This window comes from Streptomyces sp. NPDC001604, from assembly GCF_042893475.1.
GTDB lineage: Bacteria > Actinomycetota > Actinomycetes > Streptomycetales > Streptomycetaceae > Streptomyces.
In genome coordinates this window covers 182457-197577 of sequence record NZ_JBIAUY010000006.1, presented here as the reverse complement: position 1 = coordinate 197577, position 15121 = coordinate 182457, and the positions used below count along the sequence as shown (strand labels likewise).

Here is a 15121-nt window from a genome sequence, read left to right as displayed (position 1 = left end):
GCTCATGAGATCCCTTTCCCGGAAAGGTGGGCAGTCCCCCAGTCAGCGAGGGCAGTCGCGGCCGGCGTAGGCAGACGGGTCTGGAAGCGCCACCAACCCACGCGTATCGATTGCGCCGTGGCATTGCCCCACTCCTGCCTGTAGGCGGGCGCCTCGTGCGGATCACCATTGGTGAAGCGCTGCCAGATCCACGCCGCAGCGTGGCGCCGTCGCTGAGGAGTGACGGACATCCCAAGAGGACGGAAGACGGGCGTGAGAGCGCCGTCGGGGAGCTCACACAGGTCTGCAAGAGCAGCTCTGCGGGCGGCATAATCGACCAGCCCGCGTTCCTCAAGACGCTCCGCTACGAGCGTCACCGACTCCCAGAACGCGTCCGCGTCGGAGATTCGCCGGACAACCTTGGTGGCGGCACGTATGGCCTTGCCGCTGTCCATGCCTAATACCTCAGCGGCGCGCGGCCAACTGGACGCGCCCGCCAGGCGAGCCAGGGCCAGAGCGGTGAACCGCCTTCCCCACAAGGGACTGGTTCCGGGCAGATGCGCGGCAACCAGCTCGCTGTAGTCCGCAGCATCAGCGAGATGAGGAACGTGGCAGGGGCTGATTCCCACTGGTCTGACGGCGGCGAGGGCGCCGACAACACGTGAGGAACGAGGAGCAACGGCAGCCATCATTTCGTTGATGACAGCCGGGCGGCGCATCTTGCGAAGCCGGTCTCCGACACCGGCGGCCCGTTGCAGGTCCGCCAGGCGCCGGGCCCAAGGAGCCAGTGCTTGTGCACCGGTCTCGAAGTTCGGGGCATCGAGGACCGTGGAAGCGAGCGCCAAATAGGCCATGGCGTGAGCAGCTGTTGCAGGCATTGCTCCGAGGTGACTCGCGCTACCGCTGCGAATGGCCTGGCGCCGTCGACGGTCTTCTGTCACCGCTTGGGCCATGTAGCCAGGGAAGGCGGAGACATCGGTCTCATCAGAGGCGAGACGGGCCATGGCTGTCAGCAGTCGTAGGGAAGCAAACCATTCCCTCGAGGAGACAGACGTACCAGCCACGGACCCTTCGGCCCCGTCTGCGATGGCGAGTACCTGCAGTTGGAGACCAGCTAAGGAGTCGTTCACGGCTACCGTCGGCATGTCCTTGTACTGCTGCGGGCACAGCCCGCCGCGGCGGCCGCCACGGGCTGACGGCCCGCCAGGCGGACGATTGCCGCATTCACCGGGACCAGGCAGCGGAGGCCTCGAGAGCAGGCCACGTTGGTTGCTGTGGTTGCCGCGCCTGAGTGGGATGCCGCACGTGGGACAGACGTCGATCAGCAGGCAACGGTGGACGGGGCATACCGCCGCGATCCCAAGACGCCACCACAGAGGCCATTCCGGTCTCTCTGCGAGGCAGTACGGGCAGGCCCGACTTGACGTCGTCAACATCCATTCACGAAGAGCGACAAGCCGCATCGACGTCCGGTCGCTCGGCTCCAGGCCCGCGAGGTCGAGTGCGGTTCCGTCATACCGGGCGAGCTGCATGTCCTGAAGGGTTCGCACTGGCAACCCTGTCGCATCGCGCAAGCCGCTGAGGCTCTTAGGGGTGAGAATGACTCCGAAAAACACGGGCCGGGTGATTGCCGCGCCTTCGGCACACTCCAACCCCAGTGCGTGGGCAGCCCGGCCGGGAGAAACGTTCAGCGTGCCCGCAACACGATCTACCCAAGAGGGGAAAGCCTCGCCGCTAACCGGCTTCGGTACGACAGGAAGCCGGCGGGCACGGTGTACGACAACAGGACTTTGCGCAGGTACCTGTGTGATCGTGCGTCTCGCAAGCACGTGCGCTGCCGCCAATGCCGCCCCTCCCACTTGCGCGTCCGTCTCAGGCTCTTTCGGCGGCCTCTCCTGGCGAATGCGTGAACGCCTGCCCCATTAGGTCACTCGCCGTTGTTCATTCCCCGATGTTCACGGCGAGAACCCGTCCGAGGTGTTGGCCTGGCACGCGGTGTCCTTCGCTATTGAGGAAGGTCATTCGGTGTGGTGGACGAAGCGGTCAAAGAACGCGGTCCGAGACGCCGCCTGACCCTGAGTATCTCGGTAACGGCTGTCACGGTTGGTGATCTTCGTTCAGGTGGTTCGGCCGTGTTCGAGCTGGTGCAGGACGAGGACGGCGTGGGCGGTGCGGGTGATCGCGGCGGGGTCGAGGCTGACCCGGCGCAGAGCCTTGATGGTCACCTTGAGCTGGGCATTGGTGCGTTCCACGGCTCCGTGGATGCCGTGGGGGACGGCGTTGAACGTCCGTTGCTCTTCGGTGGGTTCGGCGCTCTTGGGCTGTTTTACCGGATGCGGATGCCTGGACGGGCGTTCTCGTGGCCGAGATCGGTGAGCGTGGGGATGCCCAGGGTGGCGGGGAGCCGGTTCAGCGCGTCGATCGGGCCGTGCGTGCGGGCGCAGGTGATGTCGTGCTAGTGCCCGGGGCGGACCGGGAAACCCAGATCGGCCAGCCGTCCAGGGCGGCGACCTGCACGTTCCCGCCGGGGTGCTTGTGTTTCTCAGACCACCTCAGGTCCGCGCCATTGGGGGCCGGCGGCGGCCACGCGGTCGGTGCGGATGACCGTGCCGTCCAGGCTGAGGTGGGTGTACCCGGCCACCGCCGTACGCTCCAGCGCGGTGGACTGGTCGGGTGCGTGGTCGGCGGGCACGGTCAGCCCCTTGTGCAGGTAGCGGTACGCGGTTGGGGCCGATGTGCCGTTGGCCCGGGCCGGTGGTGCGCATCCTGCCGCGCGCGGTGTGATGCTCTCCTCCAAGACGTCGCGGACCTTGCTGCTCCGGGACGGGGGCGGCCGTCGATGAGGAGGCCGCCCGGGTCCCGCTGCTCACCGCGCGGGAGCGTGATGTGCTCGCCCTGGTGGCGGAGGGGCTGTCGAACCCTGCCATCGGGGGCCGCGTCCGCCTGGGTGCCGGCCCGGTGAAGGACCGCATCACGCACTGGGAAGAGGCCGCGCCCGTCAACGCGATGGGCCAGAGATTGCTCTCATTGCGCGACAGATGCGTGCGCCAGGCGGCGCCTCCCGGGCCCTCCACATTTCGCGGACACCGCAGTGGCGCGCGCCAGAAGCACGGCGGTCTCCGGGCTGCGTGACCATGCCATCAGGAGTCGACTTCTCGCAAGGAGGTGTCGGTCAGACTGGTGGCGAGCCACTGCTCGACAGCCGTGATGTGGACGGTCGCGGCAGAGGCGGCCAGCAGGGCATCACGTGACTGGAGCGCGGCGAGTATCTGCTCATGGTCCTGGTGGGCGTTGTCCAGGGCGTGACGGGTCTTGCTGCCGCGGACGATACGGACCCGTTGGGTGCGGGTGGAGAGCACTTGCAGCAGCATCGACAGCACGGGGTTCCCGACGGCTTCGGCGATCCTGAGGTGGAAGGCGATGTCGTGGGCGACGAACTCCTCCACGGTGGTGACGGTCCGGGACCGGTTGAGGATGTTGCGCAGTTCCTGGAGGTCCTTCGGTTTCAGGAGCGCGGCGGCCAGCCCGGTCGCCTGCGGTTCGAGCAGTCGGCGTACCTGGAGCAGCTGCAGAGCCGTGTGGCCCTGGGAGACGTCCGCGGCGAAGGAGAGGCTCTCCAGCAGCAGGTGGGGCTCCAGGCTGGAGACGTACGTACCGTCGCCCTGACGGGTGATCAGTATCCGCATGGCGGTCAGCGCCCGTACGGCCTCGCGCAGGGAGTTCCGGGACAGACCGAGTTGTTCGGCGAGGATCTCCTCCTTGGGCAGCCGGGACCCGGGCGCGAGTTCGCCGTCGACGATCATCGCCTTGATCCTGTCGATCGCGTCGTCTGTCAGTGCCACGGGCGTGCCTCTCCGTGCCGGGGAAGAGTGGGACGGGCTCTGCCGGGGTCGGTTCGAGGCCGGCAGAGCCGCTTGCGGTGGGTGGCTATTCCTGCTTCTCGCCGGAGGCGAAGCGGGAGATGATCAGGGCGACGATGATGATGGCGCCGTTGAGGAACTGGTTCCACAGCGGAGGTACGCCCGCCAGGGTCATGACGTTGACGACCAGCTGGAGGGTGAGGACGCCGGTGAGGGCGCCGAAAACGGAGCCCTTGCCGCCGTTGAGGCTGACTCCGCCGATGACGGTCGCGGCGAAGACCTGGAAGATCCAGCCGCTGCCCTGGGTGGCGGAGATGGAGCCGTAGTGGCCGCTGTAGAGGATGCCGGCGAACGCGGCGAGGACGCTGCCGAGGATGAGGACGATCCACACGATGCGGTCGACGCGGATGCCCGCGGTGCGGGCGGCCTCCGCGTTGCCGCCGATCGCGTACAGCGCGCGGCCGTGCCGGAGCCAGGCCAGTGCACTGCCGCCGGCGGCGAAGAGCAGCGCGCACACCCAGATGGCGGCGGGTACGCCCATCCAGGAAGTCCTGCCCAAGTAGGTGAAGGAGGAGGGTAGTTCGACGATCGACTGCCCCTGGGAGAGGGCGACCTGGAGGCCGCGGAGCATGGTCAGGGCGCCGAGGGTGACGATGAAGCCGTTGAGACGCAGTTTGAGGATGAGGAAGCCGTTGACGGCACCGATCAGTGCGCCGATCAGCAGACAGAGGGGGATCGCTGCCCACTCGGGAAAGAGACCCAGCCCGTCGAACCGGCCGCCGCTGGTCGGCAGGACGAGCCACACGGCGATGACGGGGGCCACGCCGATGGTGGATTCGAGTGACAGGTCCATCCGTCCGGCGACCAGGATGAAGGTCGTGGCGAGCACGAGCAGGCTCAGTTCGGTGGACTGCTGGGCCACACCGATGAGGTTGTCGGCGGTCAGGAAGGCCGGCGAGACGATGAACCCGATCAGGCCGAGGACGAGAATCGCCGGAACCAGGGACAGTTCACGGAAGCGCCCGAGGTCGACCCGGCGGTGCGTGGTGGGCGCGGCAGCGGGATCGGCCTTGCTCACTGCGGGGTCGGTGAGATCTGTGGTGGCGGACATGACTACCTTCCGTGCTCGTCTGCGCGGGTTGAGGCGGGTGCGGGGGACGCGGTGACGGAGGCCGTGTCGCCGCTGACGCCCTCGATGGCGGCGACGACGGTTTCGTCCTTCCAGCCGCGGTCGAATTCGGCGACCACGCGTCCGTGGAACATGACGACGACCCGGTCACAGACCTTCAGGTCGTCGAGTTCGTCGGAGACGATCAGCGTGGCCTTGCCGGCGTCCGCGACCTGTCGCAGACGGCCGAGGAGGAATTCCTTGGACTTGACGTCCACTCCGTTGGTGGGCCGGATGGCCACCAGGACGTGCGGATCGGTGGCCAGCGCACGGGCGACGACGACCTTCTGCTGGTTGCCGCCCGAGAGGGCGGAGACCGGGGTCGCCGCTCCCGGGGTCTTGATGTCGAGGTCGCGGATCATGCGCCCGGCGAACGCCTTGGTGCGGGCCGGCAGGACCGTGCCGAACGGACCGAGCTGGTCGGTGACGGTGAGCGTCGCGTTCTCCGCCACGCTGCGGTTGTTCACCAGTCCCTGAAGGTGGCGGTCCTCGGGGACCAGACCGACTCCGGCGGTCAGCGCGGACGGCACGCTGCCGGTGCGTACGCTCCTGCCGCCGACCGCGATGCGGCCGTCCGTGGCGCGGTGCAGGCCGGCGATCGCCTCACCCACCTGCACATTGCCGCTGGCGGTGGCGCCCGCGAGTCCGACGACCTCGCCGGAGCGGACCGAGAGGGAGATGTCCTCGCAGACGCCGGGCAGTGTCAGGCCGTCGATCGTCAGCAGTTCCTCGGCGTCGGGCCGCTCGGCCCGGGCCCCGCCCGCCGTGGCGACGACCGTGTGGGCGGACTCGCCGGTCATGGCCTCCACCAGTGCCTGGTGGCCGAGTTCGGCGACGGGCGCGGTGAGGATGTGACTCGCGTCGCGGTAGACCGTGACCGTGGTGCAGAGGTCGTACACCTCTTGCAGGTGGTGCGAGATGAAGAGGAAGGCGACGCCCTGGTCCTGGAGGTCATGGAGCTTTCCGAAGAGCCGGTCGATGCCGCGGGCGTCGAGTTTGGCGGTCGGCTCGTCGAGGATGATGAAGCGTGCGCCGAAGGACAGCGCCCGGGCGATCTCCACGAACTGCCGCTGCTCGACGGTGAGGTCCCTGGCCCGAGCGGTGGGGTCGACGGCCACGCCGTACTCGCCGAGCAACTCCTCGGCGCGCAGCCGCAGTTGCTTCCAGCGGATGGGCTGGATCGCTCTGCCGCTCTGCCGGTTCAGGAAGAGGTTCTCGGCGACGGTCAGTTCCCCGATGATGGTGGAGCGCTGGTAGACGCAGGCGACACGGGAGCGCCAGGCGTCGATGTCACCGAAGGCGGGCGCGGGCTCACCGGAGAAGCGCAGGGTTCCGGTGTCGGGTTGCTGGAGGCCGGTGAGGATGGACACCAGCGTGGACTTGCCGGCGCCGTTGCGTCCGACCAAAGCGTGCGACTCGCCCGGGGCGACGGTGATGCGGGCTTCGCGCAGTGCGACGGTGGCGCCGAAGCGTTTGCTGATGCCGGTCGCTTCGGCCACCGGGGCCGGAGTGCCGGAGCCGGTCGCGGTGTCCGCCATGGTGGATACCGTCCTTTGCGTACGGAGGCTGGAGCCAGGGAGCGCGGGCGTGCACCCGGGCCTGTGGGGCGGGGCGTCGGGAGACGCAGGAAGTGGTCCCCGCCCCCCGATGTGGAGGGCGGGGCCTGACCGTCGTCAGCCGACGTTGTTGCCCCACAGGGCCTTGTCGTCGACGTTGTCCTTGGTGACCAGCGGGGCCGGGAGTTGGTCCTCGAGGCCGTTGGGCAGCTTGATGACGGTGGAGCCGTGGTCGGTCGCACCCGGCTTGAAGGTCTTGCCCTCGGCCGCGGCGTTGGCGTAGTACAGCGCGTACTTGGCGTAGAGGTCGGCGGGCTGGGAGACGGTGGCGTCGATCTGGCCCTTGCGGATGGCGTCGAACTCCTGCGGGATGCCGTCGTTGGAGACGATGCTGATGTGGCCCTTCTGCCCGGCCGGCTTGAGCAGGCCCTTCTGCTCCAGCAGGGCCAGCGTCGGCTGGAGGAAGACACCGCCGGCCTGCATGTAGATGCCGTTCAGGTCCGGGTTCTGAGCGAGGAGCGACTGCAGCTTCGCGGAGGCGACGTCGCCCTTCCAGTCGGTGGGCAGCTCGAAGACCTTGATCTTCGGGAACTTCGTCCTCATGCATTCCGCGAAGGCCTCGGAGCGGTCGCGTCCGTTGATGGAGTCCAGGGCGCCCTGCAGCTCGGCGACCTTGCCCGTGCCGCCCAGCTGCTTGCCGAGGAACTCGCAGGCCTTGGTGCCGTAGGCCCGGTTGTCGGCACGGACCACCATGTAGACATCGCCCTTGTCGGGTCTGGTGTCGACGCTGACCACCGGGATCTTCTTCGACGCGAGGGTGTCGAGGGTGGAGGCGATCGCGCCGGTGTCCTGCGGGGCCATGACGACCGCCTTGGCGCCGGTGTTCTGGAACACCTGGACGTTGGCGACCAGCTTGGTGACGTCGTTCTGCGAGTTGCTCAGCGGCAGGGCGTTGATGCCGTCGGTCTTGATGTCCTTCTTCACGTACTCGGCGTAGGAGTTCCAGAAGTCGGAGTCGGAGCGCGGCAGGTCGATGCCGATGGCGGGCTTGTCGCCGCCCGAGGCGACCGAGGCGGTGCTCGCGCGGTTGCAGGCGGTGGCGAGGGCCAGCACCGCGAGGACGCTGACGGCTGCGGCGGTGGAGCGGGTGTGAGCGAGCTTCATGGCCGTGATCTCTCCTAAGCCAGGGGCACAGGGCCGCAGGGCGACGGTGGGAGGGGGCGTACCTGCCTGGGGGGAGGGGCGAGGTCGTCTGATGGGCAGGTGCCGATCCGGCGCGGAAGACGCGCAGATCGTCCCTGAGAGGGGCGGGTATGAGGGTCGACCGGAGACCGAGATGCGGAGACGAAGCGACCGGCCGGGTTGCGGGCCGGACGGCGTCCTGGATGGCGAACCATTCCTCCGATGTATCTCGGACGACGAGGACGTTACGACGGCGTTGCGGTCGTTGACAAGAGTTCGCCCCCAGAGATTTGCCGGACCTTCCGTGCAGGCGTCGAGATGCCGTTCCGGCCTCGTGTCACCGCATCGGTTCCTGCCTGGCCTGCGTATTCACGGCATCCGTGGGAGAGGGTGCCGCACTGCGGCAGTTCCCGATTCGGCAACGGGGAGCCGCGCCCAGGCGCCGCGAACCAGCACAACGATCCGTCCGTAGGCCACCTGGCCCCGCTCCCACCAGGGCGGACGACCTTGTGGCTCACCGGTGGATTCATCGGATGGCGGATCGTGCGTCCCTGGTTCGGTCGTATGTGATCGCGGAGCATGCACCTCCTTGGGAGGCTTGACCGGCAACGCCGAGCAAATACATCCGAGGAATCCATTGCCAGGCGTGATCTCTGCGCTCTAAGGTCACCGTGCCGCCATTCATCCGATGACTGGCGAGATGCAGAGGGTGAGCCTCCTCCGAGAGCTCCCGTCCGGCGCATCGCAGGCGACCCGGCCCGTCGGCCGTCGGCCGCCGGCCTCTGAGACGAAACCCGCATGGCAAGGGAGCTCCCCAGTGAAACTGCTACGAGTCGGCGCCCCCGGTGAGGAGCGCCCGGCGGTCCACACCGACGACGGCCGACTGCTGGACCTGTTCTCCTTGACCCCGGACATCGACGGCGCCTTCCTCGCCTCCGGGGGAGTCGACCGGGCCCGCGCGGCCGTCACGGCGGGAGAAGTGCCCGAACTCGACGCGGATGGTCTGCGCGTCGGCGCACCTGTGGCCCGCCCCGGCAAGATCGTCTGCATCGGTCTGAACTACCGCGACCACGCCGCCGAGACCGGCGCGCCGATCCCGCCGCGTCCCGTGGTGTTCATGAAGGACCCGGGAACGGTCGTCGGCCCGTACGACGAGGTGCTGATCCCCCGGGGGGCGGTGAAGACCGACTGGGAGGTCGAACTCGCCGTCGTCATCGGACAGCGGGCCCGCTACCTCGACGGACCGCAGGCCGCGCGGGATGTGATCGCGGGATACGCGATCAGCCATGACGTCTCGGAGCGTGAGTTCCAGCTGGAGTACTCACCGCAGTGGGACCTGGGCAAGTCCTGCGAGACCTTCAACCCGCTCGGCCCGTGGCTGGTCACGGCGGACGAGGTCGGCGACCCGCAGAACCTCGGCCTGCACCTGAGCGTCAACGGCGTGAAGCGGCAGGACGGCCACACCAGCGACATGATCTTCCCGGTCGACCACATCGTGTCCTACCTGAGCCAGTACATGGTCCTGGAACCGGGTGACGTGATCAACACCGGTACGCCCGCGGGCGTGGCACTGGGTCTTCCCGGCACTCCCTTCCTGCGCTCCGGCGACACCGTCGAGCTCTCCGTCGACGGTCTCGGCAGCCAGCGCCAGACCTTCGCCCAAGCGTGAAAGGCAGCACGACCTTGACTGCAACACCCGCCCGGATCATCGCGGTCGACACGTACGACATCCGCTTCCCCACCTCGCGGGAACTCGACGGTTCCGACGCGATGAACCCGGACCCCGACTACTCCGCCGCCTATGTGGTGCTGCGCACGGACGCCGGCGACGGGATCGAGGGCCACGGATTCACGTTCACCATCGGACGTGGCAACGACGTCCAGGTCGCCGCGATCGGCGCACTGCGAACCCACCTCGTGGGCCGCTCCGTCCAGGAGCTGTGCGGCGACCCCGGCTCCCTCAGCCGCGACCTGATCGGCGACAGTCAGCTGCGCTGGCTGGGACCCGAGAAGGGCGTGATGCACATGGCGATCGGCGCCGTCGTCAACGCCGTGTGGGACCTCGCGGCCAAGCGCGCCGGAGAGCCCCTGTGGCGGCTGCTCGCCCACGCCGACCCCGAGTGGCTGGTCTCCCAGGTCGACTTCCGCTACATCGCCGACGCCCTCACTCCCGAGGACGCCCTCCAACTGCTGCGCGACGGTCGCACCGGGCTGGCCGAGCGCGAGGACGTCCTGCTGGAGCGCGGCTACCCCGGCTACACCACCTCACCGGGCTGGCTCGGCTACTCCGACGACAAGCTCACCCGGCTGGCCAAGCAGGCCGTCGCCGACGGCTTCACCCAGATCAAGCTGAAGGTCGGCGCCGACCTGAGCGACGACATCCGACGGATGCGCACCGCCCGTGCCGCCGTCGGCGACGACATCCGCATCGCCATCGACGCCAACCAGCGCTGGAACGTGGACGACGCGATCGAGTGGACCCAGGCGCTCACCGAGTTCGACCCGTACTGGATCGAGGAGCCCACCAGCCCCGACGACATCCTCGGCCACGCGACCGTACGGCAGGCCGTGACCCCCGTGAAGGTCGCCACCGGCGAGCACGTCCAGAACCGCATCGTCTTCAAGCAGCTGCTCCAGGCCGGCGCCATCGACGTCCTCCAGATCGACGCGGCCCGGGTCGGCGGGGTCAACGAGAACCTCGCGATCCTGCTGCTCGCCGCGAAGTTCGGGGTGCCCGTCTGCCCGCACGCCGGCGGCGTCGGTCTGTGCGAGCTCGTGCAGCACCTGTCGATGTTCGACTACCTGGCGCTGTCCGGCACCACCGAGAACCGGGCCATCGAGTACGTCGACCACCTCCACCAGCACTTCACCGCACCCGTGGTGATCCACGACGGCCACTACACCGCCCCGCTCGCCCCCGGCTTCTCGGCCACCATGCGGGAGAAGTCCATCGCCGAGTACCGCTTCCCGGACGGCACGTTCTGGGCGGCCGACCGCGCCGCACAGGGAGAAACGGCATGACCGATCTTTCGGGCCTCAGGGCCGTCGTCACCGGGGGCGCGTCCGGTATCGGTCTCGCCACGGCCCGCATGCTGGCGGGGCGGGGCGCGGCGGTGGCCGTGCTCGACCTCGATCCGGACGCGGTCAGCGAACCGCTGCTGGGCCTGCGGGCCGACGTCACGGACGACACCTCGGTGCGCGCCGCCGTGGCACAGGCAGCCGAACGGCTCGGCGGCCTGGACATCCTGGTGAACAACGCGGGCGTAGGCGCCATCGGAACCGTCGAGGACAACCCGGACGACGTCTGGCACCGGGTCCTCGACGTCAACGTCCTCGGCATCGTCCGGGCCACCCGGGCCGCCCTGCCCCATCTACGGCGGTCGTCGCACGCGGCGATCGTCAACACCTGCTCGATCGGCGCCACCGCGGGCCTGCCGCAGCGTGCCCTGTACTGCGCCAGCAAGGGCGCGGTTCTGTCCCTGACGCTCGCCATGGCCGCCGACCACGTCCGCGAGGGCGTCCGGGTCAACTGCGTCAACCCCGGCACCGCCGACACACCCTGGGTCTCCCGGCTCCTCGACGCCGCGGACGATCCCGAGGCCGAGCGCGCCGCCCTCACCGCCCGCCAGCCCATGGGACGCCTGGTCACCCCGGACGAGGTGGCAGCCGCCATCGTCTACCTGGCGAGTCCGGCCGCCGCGTCCGTCACCGGCACCTCGCTCGCGGTGGACGGCGGTATGCAGGGGCTGCGGCTGCGCCCGGCGGAACGGTCATGAGAACCACCACACTGGGCGGCAGCGCGGTACCGGTCACGGAGCTGGCGCTGGGCTGTGCCGCCCTCGGCAACCTGTACCACCCGGTCGCCGACGAGGCCGCCCGTGCCACAGTGGACGCGGCCTGGGACGCGGGCATCCGTACGTTCGACACCGCGCCCCACTACGGTCTCGGCCTGTCGGAACGGCGGCTCGGCGCCGCCCTGCGCGAACGCCCCCGGGACACGTACACCCTGTCCACCAAGGTGGGCCGGCTGCTCGTACCGAACCCGGAGGGCGGCGCCGGTGACGACCTCGCCAACGGCTTCGCCGTCCCGGCCACCCACCGCCGCGTCTGGGACTTCAGCGCCGACGGAGTGCTGCGCTCCCTGGAAGCGAGTCTGGAACGCCTCGGCGTCGACCGCGTCGACGTGGCCCTGCTGCACGACCCCGACGACCACGCCGACCAGGCGTTGCGCGAGGCGTATCCGGCACTGGAGCGGCTGCGCGCCGAAGGCGTGATCGGCGCGATCGGCGTCGGGATGAACCAGTCCGCGCTCTGCGCCCGATTCGTGCGCGAGACCGACATCGACGTGGTGCTGCTCGCCGGCCGGTACACCCTCCTCGAACAGGACGGGCTGACCGAACTGCTCCCGGAGGCAGCCGCCCGCGGCCGTAGCGTCGTCATCGGCGGGGTGTTCAATTCCGGGCTGCTCACCGCGCCTCGGCCCGGCGCCACCTACGACTACGCCCCTGCTCCGCAGCCGGTGCTCGACCGCGCGCTGCGGCTGCTGGCGGTCTCCGAACGCCACGGTGTGCCGCTGCGGGCCGCCGCGCTGCGCTTCCCCTTCGGCCACCCCGCGGTCGCGAGCCTTCTGACCGGCGCCCGGTCACCGCAGGAGGTGCGCGACACGGTGGAGCAGCTGCGCCGCCCCATCCCGCAGGCACTGTGGGACGAGCTGCGCGCCGAGGGGCTGCTCGCGCCGGGCACACCCGTACCCGTCACCACCCCGTCGAAGGAGCCGTCATGAGGGTCGCCCTGCACACCAAGGTCCGCGCCGACCGCATAGAGGAGTACGAGGCCGCGCACCGCGAGGTGCCCGAGGAGCTGACCGCCGCCATCCGCTCCGCAGGCGTGAGCGAGTGGACGATCTGGCGAAGCGGTACCGACCTCTTCCATCTGCTGGACGTCGCGGACTACCCGGCGATGATCGCGGAGCTGGACAGGCTGCCCGTCAACCTCACGTGGCAGGCCCGGATGGCCGACCTGCTCGATGTCGTCCACGACTACTCCGCGCAGGGCGCGGACGCCTCACTGCCGGTGGTGTGGCAGCTGTGACCGGTGCCCGTCACGACCGGCTCCGCACCCCCAGTCCACCCCGGGAAACCCCATGCGCGTAGCCCTCTTCATCACCTGCTTCAACGACACCATGTTCCCCCGCACCGGCAAGGCCGTGACCGCGCTGTTGGAACGCCTCGGCCACACCGTCGAGTTCCCCCGGGCCTAGACCTGCTGCGGCCAGATGCACTTCAACACCGGCTACCGCCCCGAGACGCTCCCGATGGTGCGCCGCTTCGCCGAGGTCTTCGCAGGCTACGACGCGGTCGTCGCCCCCTCCGGCTCGTGTGCCGGCATGGTCCGCGATCACCACCGGGTGGTGGCCGCCCAGCACGGGGACGCCGCCCTCACCGAGGCTGTCGAGCGCGTGGTCCCGACGGTGTACGAGCTGTCGGAACTGCTGGTCGACGTCCTCGGCGTCACCGATGTCGGCGCCTACTTCCCGCACCGGGTCACCTACCACCCGACCTGCCACTCGTTGCGCATGCTTCGGGTGGGCGACCGGCCGCTGAAGCTGTTGCGTGCCGTGAAGGGCATCGACCTCGTCGAACTGCCCGCCGCCGAGTCCTGCTGCGGCTTCGGCGGCACCTTCGCGCTGAAGAACGCGGACGTGTCCAACGCCATGCTGGCCGACAAGATGCGCCATGTCCTGGACACCGGCGCCGAGTTCCTGTGCGCGGGCGACAACTCCTGCCTCACCCACATCGGCGGTGGCCTGTCCCGGCTGCGGACCGGCGTCGGGACCATGCACCTGGCCGAGATCCTGGCCTCCACGGAAGGGGACGCACGGTGAGCGGCGCCGACAACGTCGTATGGCTGGGCACCCCGCCCTTCCCCGAGGCGGCACGCACCGCGCTCGCCGACACCCGGCTGCGGACCAACCTGCGCCGGGCCACCGGCACCATCCGGGACAAGCGGCTGGCGGTCACCGCCGAACTCGAGGACTGGGAGGAACTGCGGGAGAGGGCCGCCGTGGTCAAGCGCCACACCCTGCGCCACCTCGACCATCATCTCGTGCGCCTGGAGAAGGCGGTCACCGCCGCAGGCGGAGTGGTCCACTGGGCGGCGGACGCCGCCGACGCCAACCGCATCGTGACCGCCCTCGTGAAGCAGACCGGTGAGGACGAGGTCGTCAAGGTCAAGTCGATGGCGACCCAGGAGATCGGTCTCAACGAGGCGCTGGCGGACGCGGGAATCCGCGCCTACGAGACGGACCTCGCGGAACTCATCGTGCAGTTGGGCGGCGACCGCCCGTCGCACATCCTGGTGCCGGCCATCCACCGGGGCCGCTCCGAGATACGGGAGATCTTCCGCCGGGAGATGGGGGAGTGGGGCAGGCCCGCCCCCGATGAGCTCACCGACGACCCCCGTGACCTCGCCGAGGCGGCCCGGCTCCACCTGCGGGAGAAATTCCTGCGGGCCAAAGTCGCCGTCTCCGGGGCCAACTTCGCCGCTGCCGACACCGGAACGGTGGTGGTCGTCGAGTCCGAGGGCAACGGGCGAATGTGCCTGACCCTGCCGGAGACCCTGATCACCGTCATGGGCATCGAAAAAGTGCTTCCGTCCTTCTCGGACCTGGACGTCTTCCTCCAACTGCTGCCCCGCTCGTCCACAGGGGAGCGGATGAACCCGTACACCTCGCTGTGGACGGGTGTCACGAATGGCGACGGCCCGCAGAACTTCCATCTGATCCTCCTCGACAACGGCCGCACCGCGACCCTCACCGACGAGGTCGGACGCCAGGCGCTCTCCTGCATCCGCTGCTCCGCCTGCCTGAACGTCTGCCCCGTCTACGAACGCACCGGCGGCCACGCCTACGGGTCGGTCTACCCCGGCCCCATCGGCGCCGTGCTCACCCCGCAGCTCGTCGGCGTGGAGAACGCGGCCTCCCTGCCCTTCGCCTCCACGCTGTGCGGGGCCTGCTACGACGCCTGCCCGGTGAAAATCAACATCCCCGAGGTGCTGGTCCACCTGAGGGCCGAGGCGGTGGAGGCCGAACGCCGGGACCGGCTGCTTCCCACCACAGAAGCGCTCGCCATGAAGGCCGCGGGCGCCGTCCTGTCCTCCCCGGGACGGCTGGCGGCAGCCCAGCGGCTCGCCGCCCTGGGAGGTCGGCTGGTGGGCCGGGGCGGACGGATCGGCGCCCTGCCGGGTCCGTTCGCCGGCTGGTCCGCCACCCGTGACACGCCCGCCCCGCCGCAGGAGTCACTGCGCGCCTGGTGGCGCCGTACGAGAACGCGCAGGAGACAAGACAGCCGTACGACGGCGGAAGGGGAGGGATGACG

General features: G+C 69.4%; 11 protein-coding genes and 4 pseudogenes. 8 read left to right on the top strand and 7 right to left on the bottom strand.

The window, feature by feature from the left end; genetic code table 11:
• Positions 1 to 2 precede the first annotated feature (2 nt).
• The 3 genes and pseudogenes from ACFY1E_RS19295 to ACFY1E_RS19285 all read right to left on the bottom strand — a co-directional run.
• A complete protein-coding gene (locus ACFY1E_RS19295; protein WP_351924725.1) occupies positions 3 to 983 on the bottom strand; it encodes a hypothetical protein in 981 nt (326 codons plus the stop codon).
• A gap of 330 nt (positions 984 to 1313) precedes the next feature.
• A pseudogene (locus tag ACFY1E_RS19290) lies at positions 1314 to 1808 on the bottom strand (TniQ family protein); the annotation flags it as partial.
• 288 nt (positions 1809 to 2096) lie between these two features.
• A pseudogene (locus ACFY1E_RS19285) lies at positions 2097 to 2731 on the bottom strand (transposase family protein); the annotation flags it as partial.
• Positions 2732 to 2747: 16 nt separating this feature from the next.
• Between ACFY1E_RS19285 and ACFY1E_RS19280 the strand changes: the two are divergent.
• Positions 2748 to 3111, top strand: a pseudogene (locus ACFY1E_RS19280) (hypothetical protein); the annotation flags it as partial.
• A gap of 8 nt (positions 3112 to 3119) precedes the next feature.
• Here the strand turns inward: ACFY1E_RS19280 and ACFY1E_RS19275 are convergent.
• From ACFY1E_RS19275 to ACFY1E_RS19260, 4 genes are all read right to left on the bottom strand, one after another.
• A complete protein-coding gene (locus ACFY1E_RS19275) occupies positions 3120 to 3821 on the bottom strand; it encodes a FadR/GntR family transcriptional regulator (protein ID WP_389077311.1) in 702 nt (233 codons plus the stop codon).
• A gap of 85 nt (positions 3822 to 3906) precedes the next feature.
• Positions 3907 to 4950 (bottom strand): ABC transporter permease, encoded by a 1044-nt coding sequence (locus ACFY1E_RS19270; RefSeq protein ID WP_389077309.1) that lies wholly within the window; start codon positions 4948 to 4950, stop codon positions 3907 to 3909.
• A gap of 2 nt (positions 4951 to 4952) precedes the next feature.
• Positions 4953 to 6545 carry a sugar ABC transporter ATP-binding protein gene (locus ACFY1E_RS19265; protein ID WP_389077307.1) on the bottom strand — a complete coding sequence of 531 codons (1593 nt, stop codon included), beginning with the start codon at positions 6543 to 6545 and terminating at the stop codon, positions 4953 to 4955.
• A 135-nt stretch (positions 6546 to 6680) separates the two neighbouring features.
• Entirely contained in the window at positions 6681 to 7727 is a 1047-nt protein-coding gene (locus ACFY1E_RS19260; protein WP_389077305.1) for a sugar ABC transporter substrate-binding protein, read from the bottom strand.
• An 835-nt stretch (positions 7728 to 8562) separates the two neighbouring features.
• On the opposite strand from ACFY1E_RS19260, the gene ACFY1E_RS19255 reads away from it, so the two are divergent.
• The 7 genes and pseudogenes from ACFY1E_RS19255 to ACFY1E_RS19225 all read left to right on the top strand — a co-directional run bounded on the left by ACFY1E_RS19255 (position 8563) and on the right by ACFY1E_RS19225 (position 15119).
• Complete coding sequence (locus ACFY1E_RS19255; protein ID WP_389077302.1) at positions 8563 to 9414, top strand: fumarylacetoacetate hydrolase family protein; 852 nt, start codon at positions 8563 to 8565, stop codon at positions 9412 to 9414.
• Positions 9415 to 9428: 14 nt separating this feature from the next.
• Entirely contained in the window at positions 9429 to 10766 is a 1338-nt protein-coding gene (locus tag ACFY1E_RS19250) for an L-fuconate dehydratase (RefSeq protein WP_389077300.1), read from the top strand.
• Positions 10763 to 11521, top strand: a complete 759-nt coding sequence (locus ACFY1E_RS19245; protein ID WP_389077298.1) for an SDR family NAD(P)-dependent oxidoreductase — start codon at positions 10763 to 10765, stop codon at positions 11519 to 11521. Before ACFY1E_RS19250 ends, ACFY1E_RS19245 begins: the two co-directional genes overlap by 4 nt.
• On the top strand, positions 11518 to 12528 hold the full coding sequence (locus tag ACFY1E_RS19240; protein ID WP_389077296.1) for an aldo/keto reductase: 1011 nt from the start codon (positions 11518 to 11520) through the stop codon (positions 12526 to 12528). Before ACFY1E_RS19245 ends, ACFY1E_RS19240 begins: the two co-directional genes overlap by 4 nt.
• Complete coding sequence (locus tag ACFY1E_RS19235; protein ID WP_389077294.1) at positions 12525 to 12836, top strand: L-rhamnose mutarotase; 312 nt, start codon at positions 12525 to 12527, stop codon at positions 12834 to 12836. The genes ACFY1E_RS19240 and ACFY1E_RS19235 overlap by 4 nt, the downstream gene beginning before the upstream one ends.
• Positions 12837 to 12888: 52 nt before the next feature.
• Positions 12889 to 13629 (top strand): annotated as a pseudogene (locus ACFY1E_RS19230) ((Fe-S)-binding protein).
• A complete protein-coding gene (locus tag ACFY1E_RS19225; RefSeq protein ID WP_389077291.1) occupies positions 13626 to 15119 on the top strand; it encodes a LutB/LldF family L-lactate oxidation iron-sulfur protein in 1494 nt (497 codons plus the stop codon). Before ACFY1E_RS19230 ends, ACFY1E_RS19225 begins: the two are co-directional and overlap by 4 nt.
• Positions 15120 to 15121: the final 2 nt, after the last annotated feature.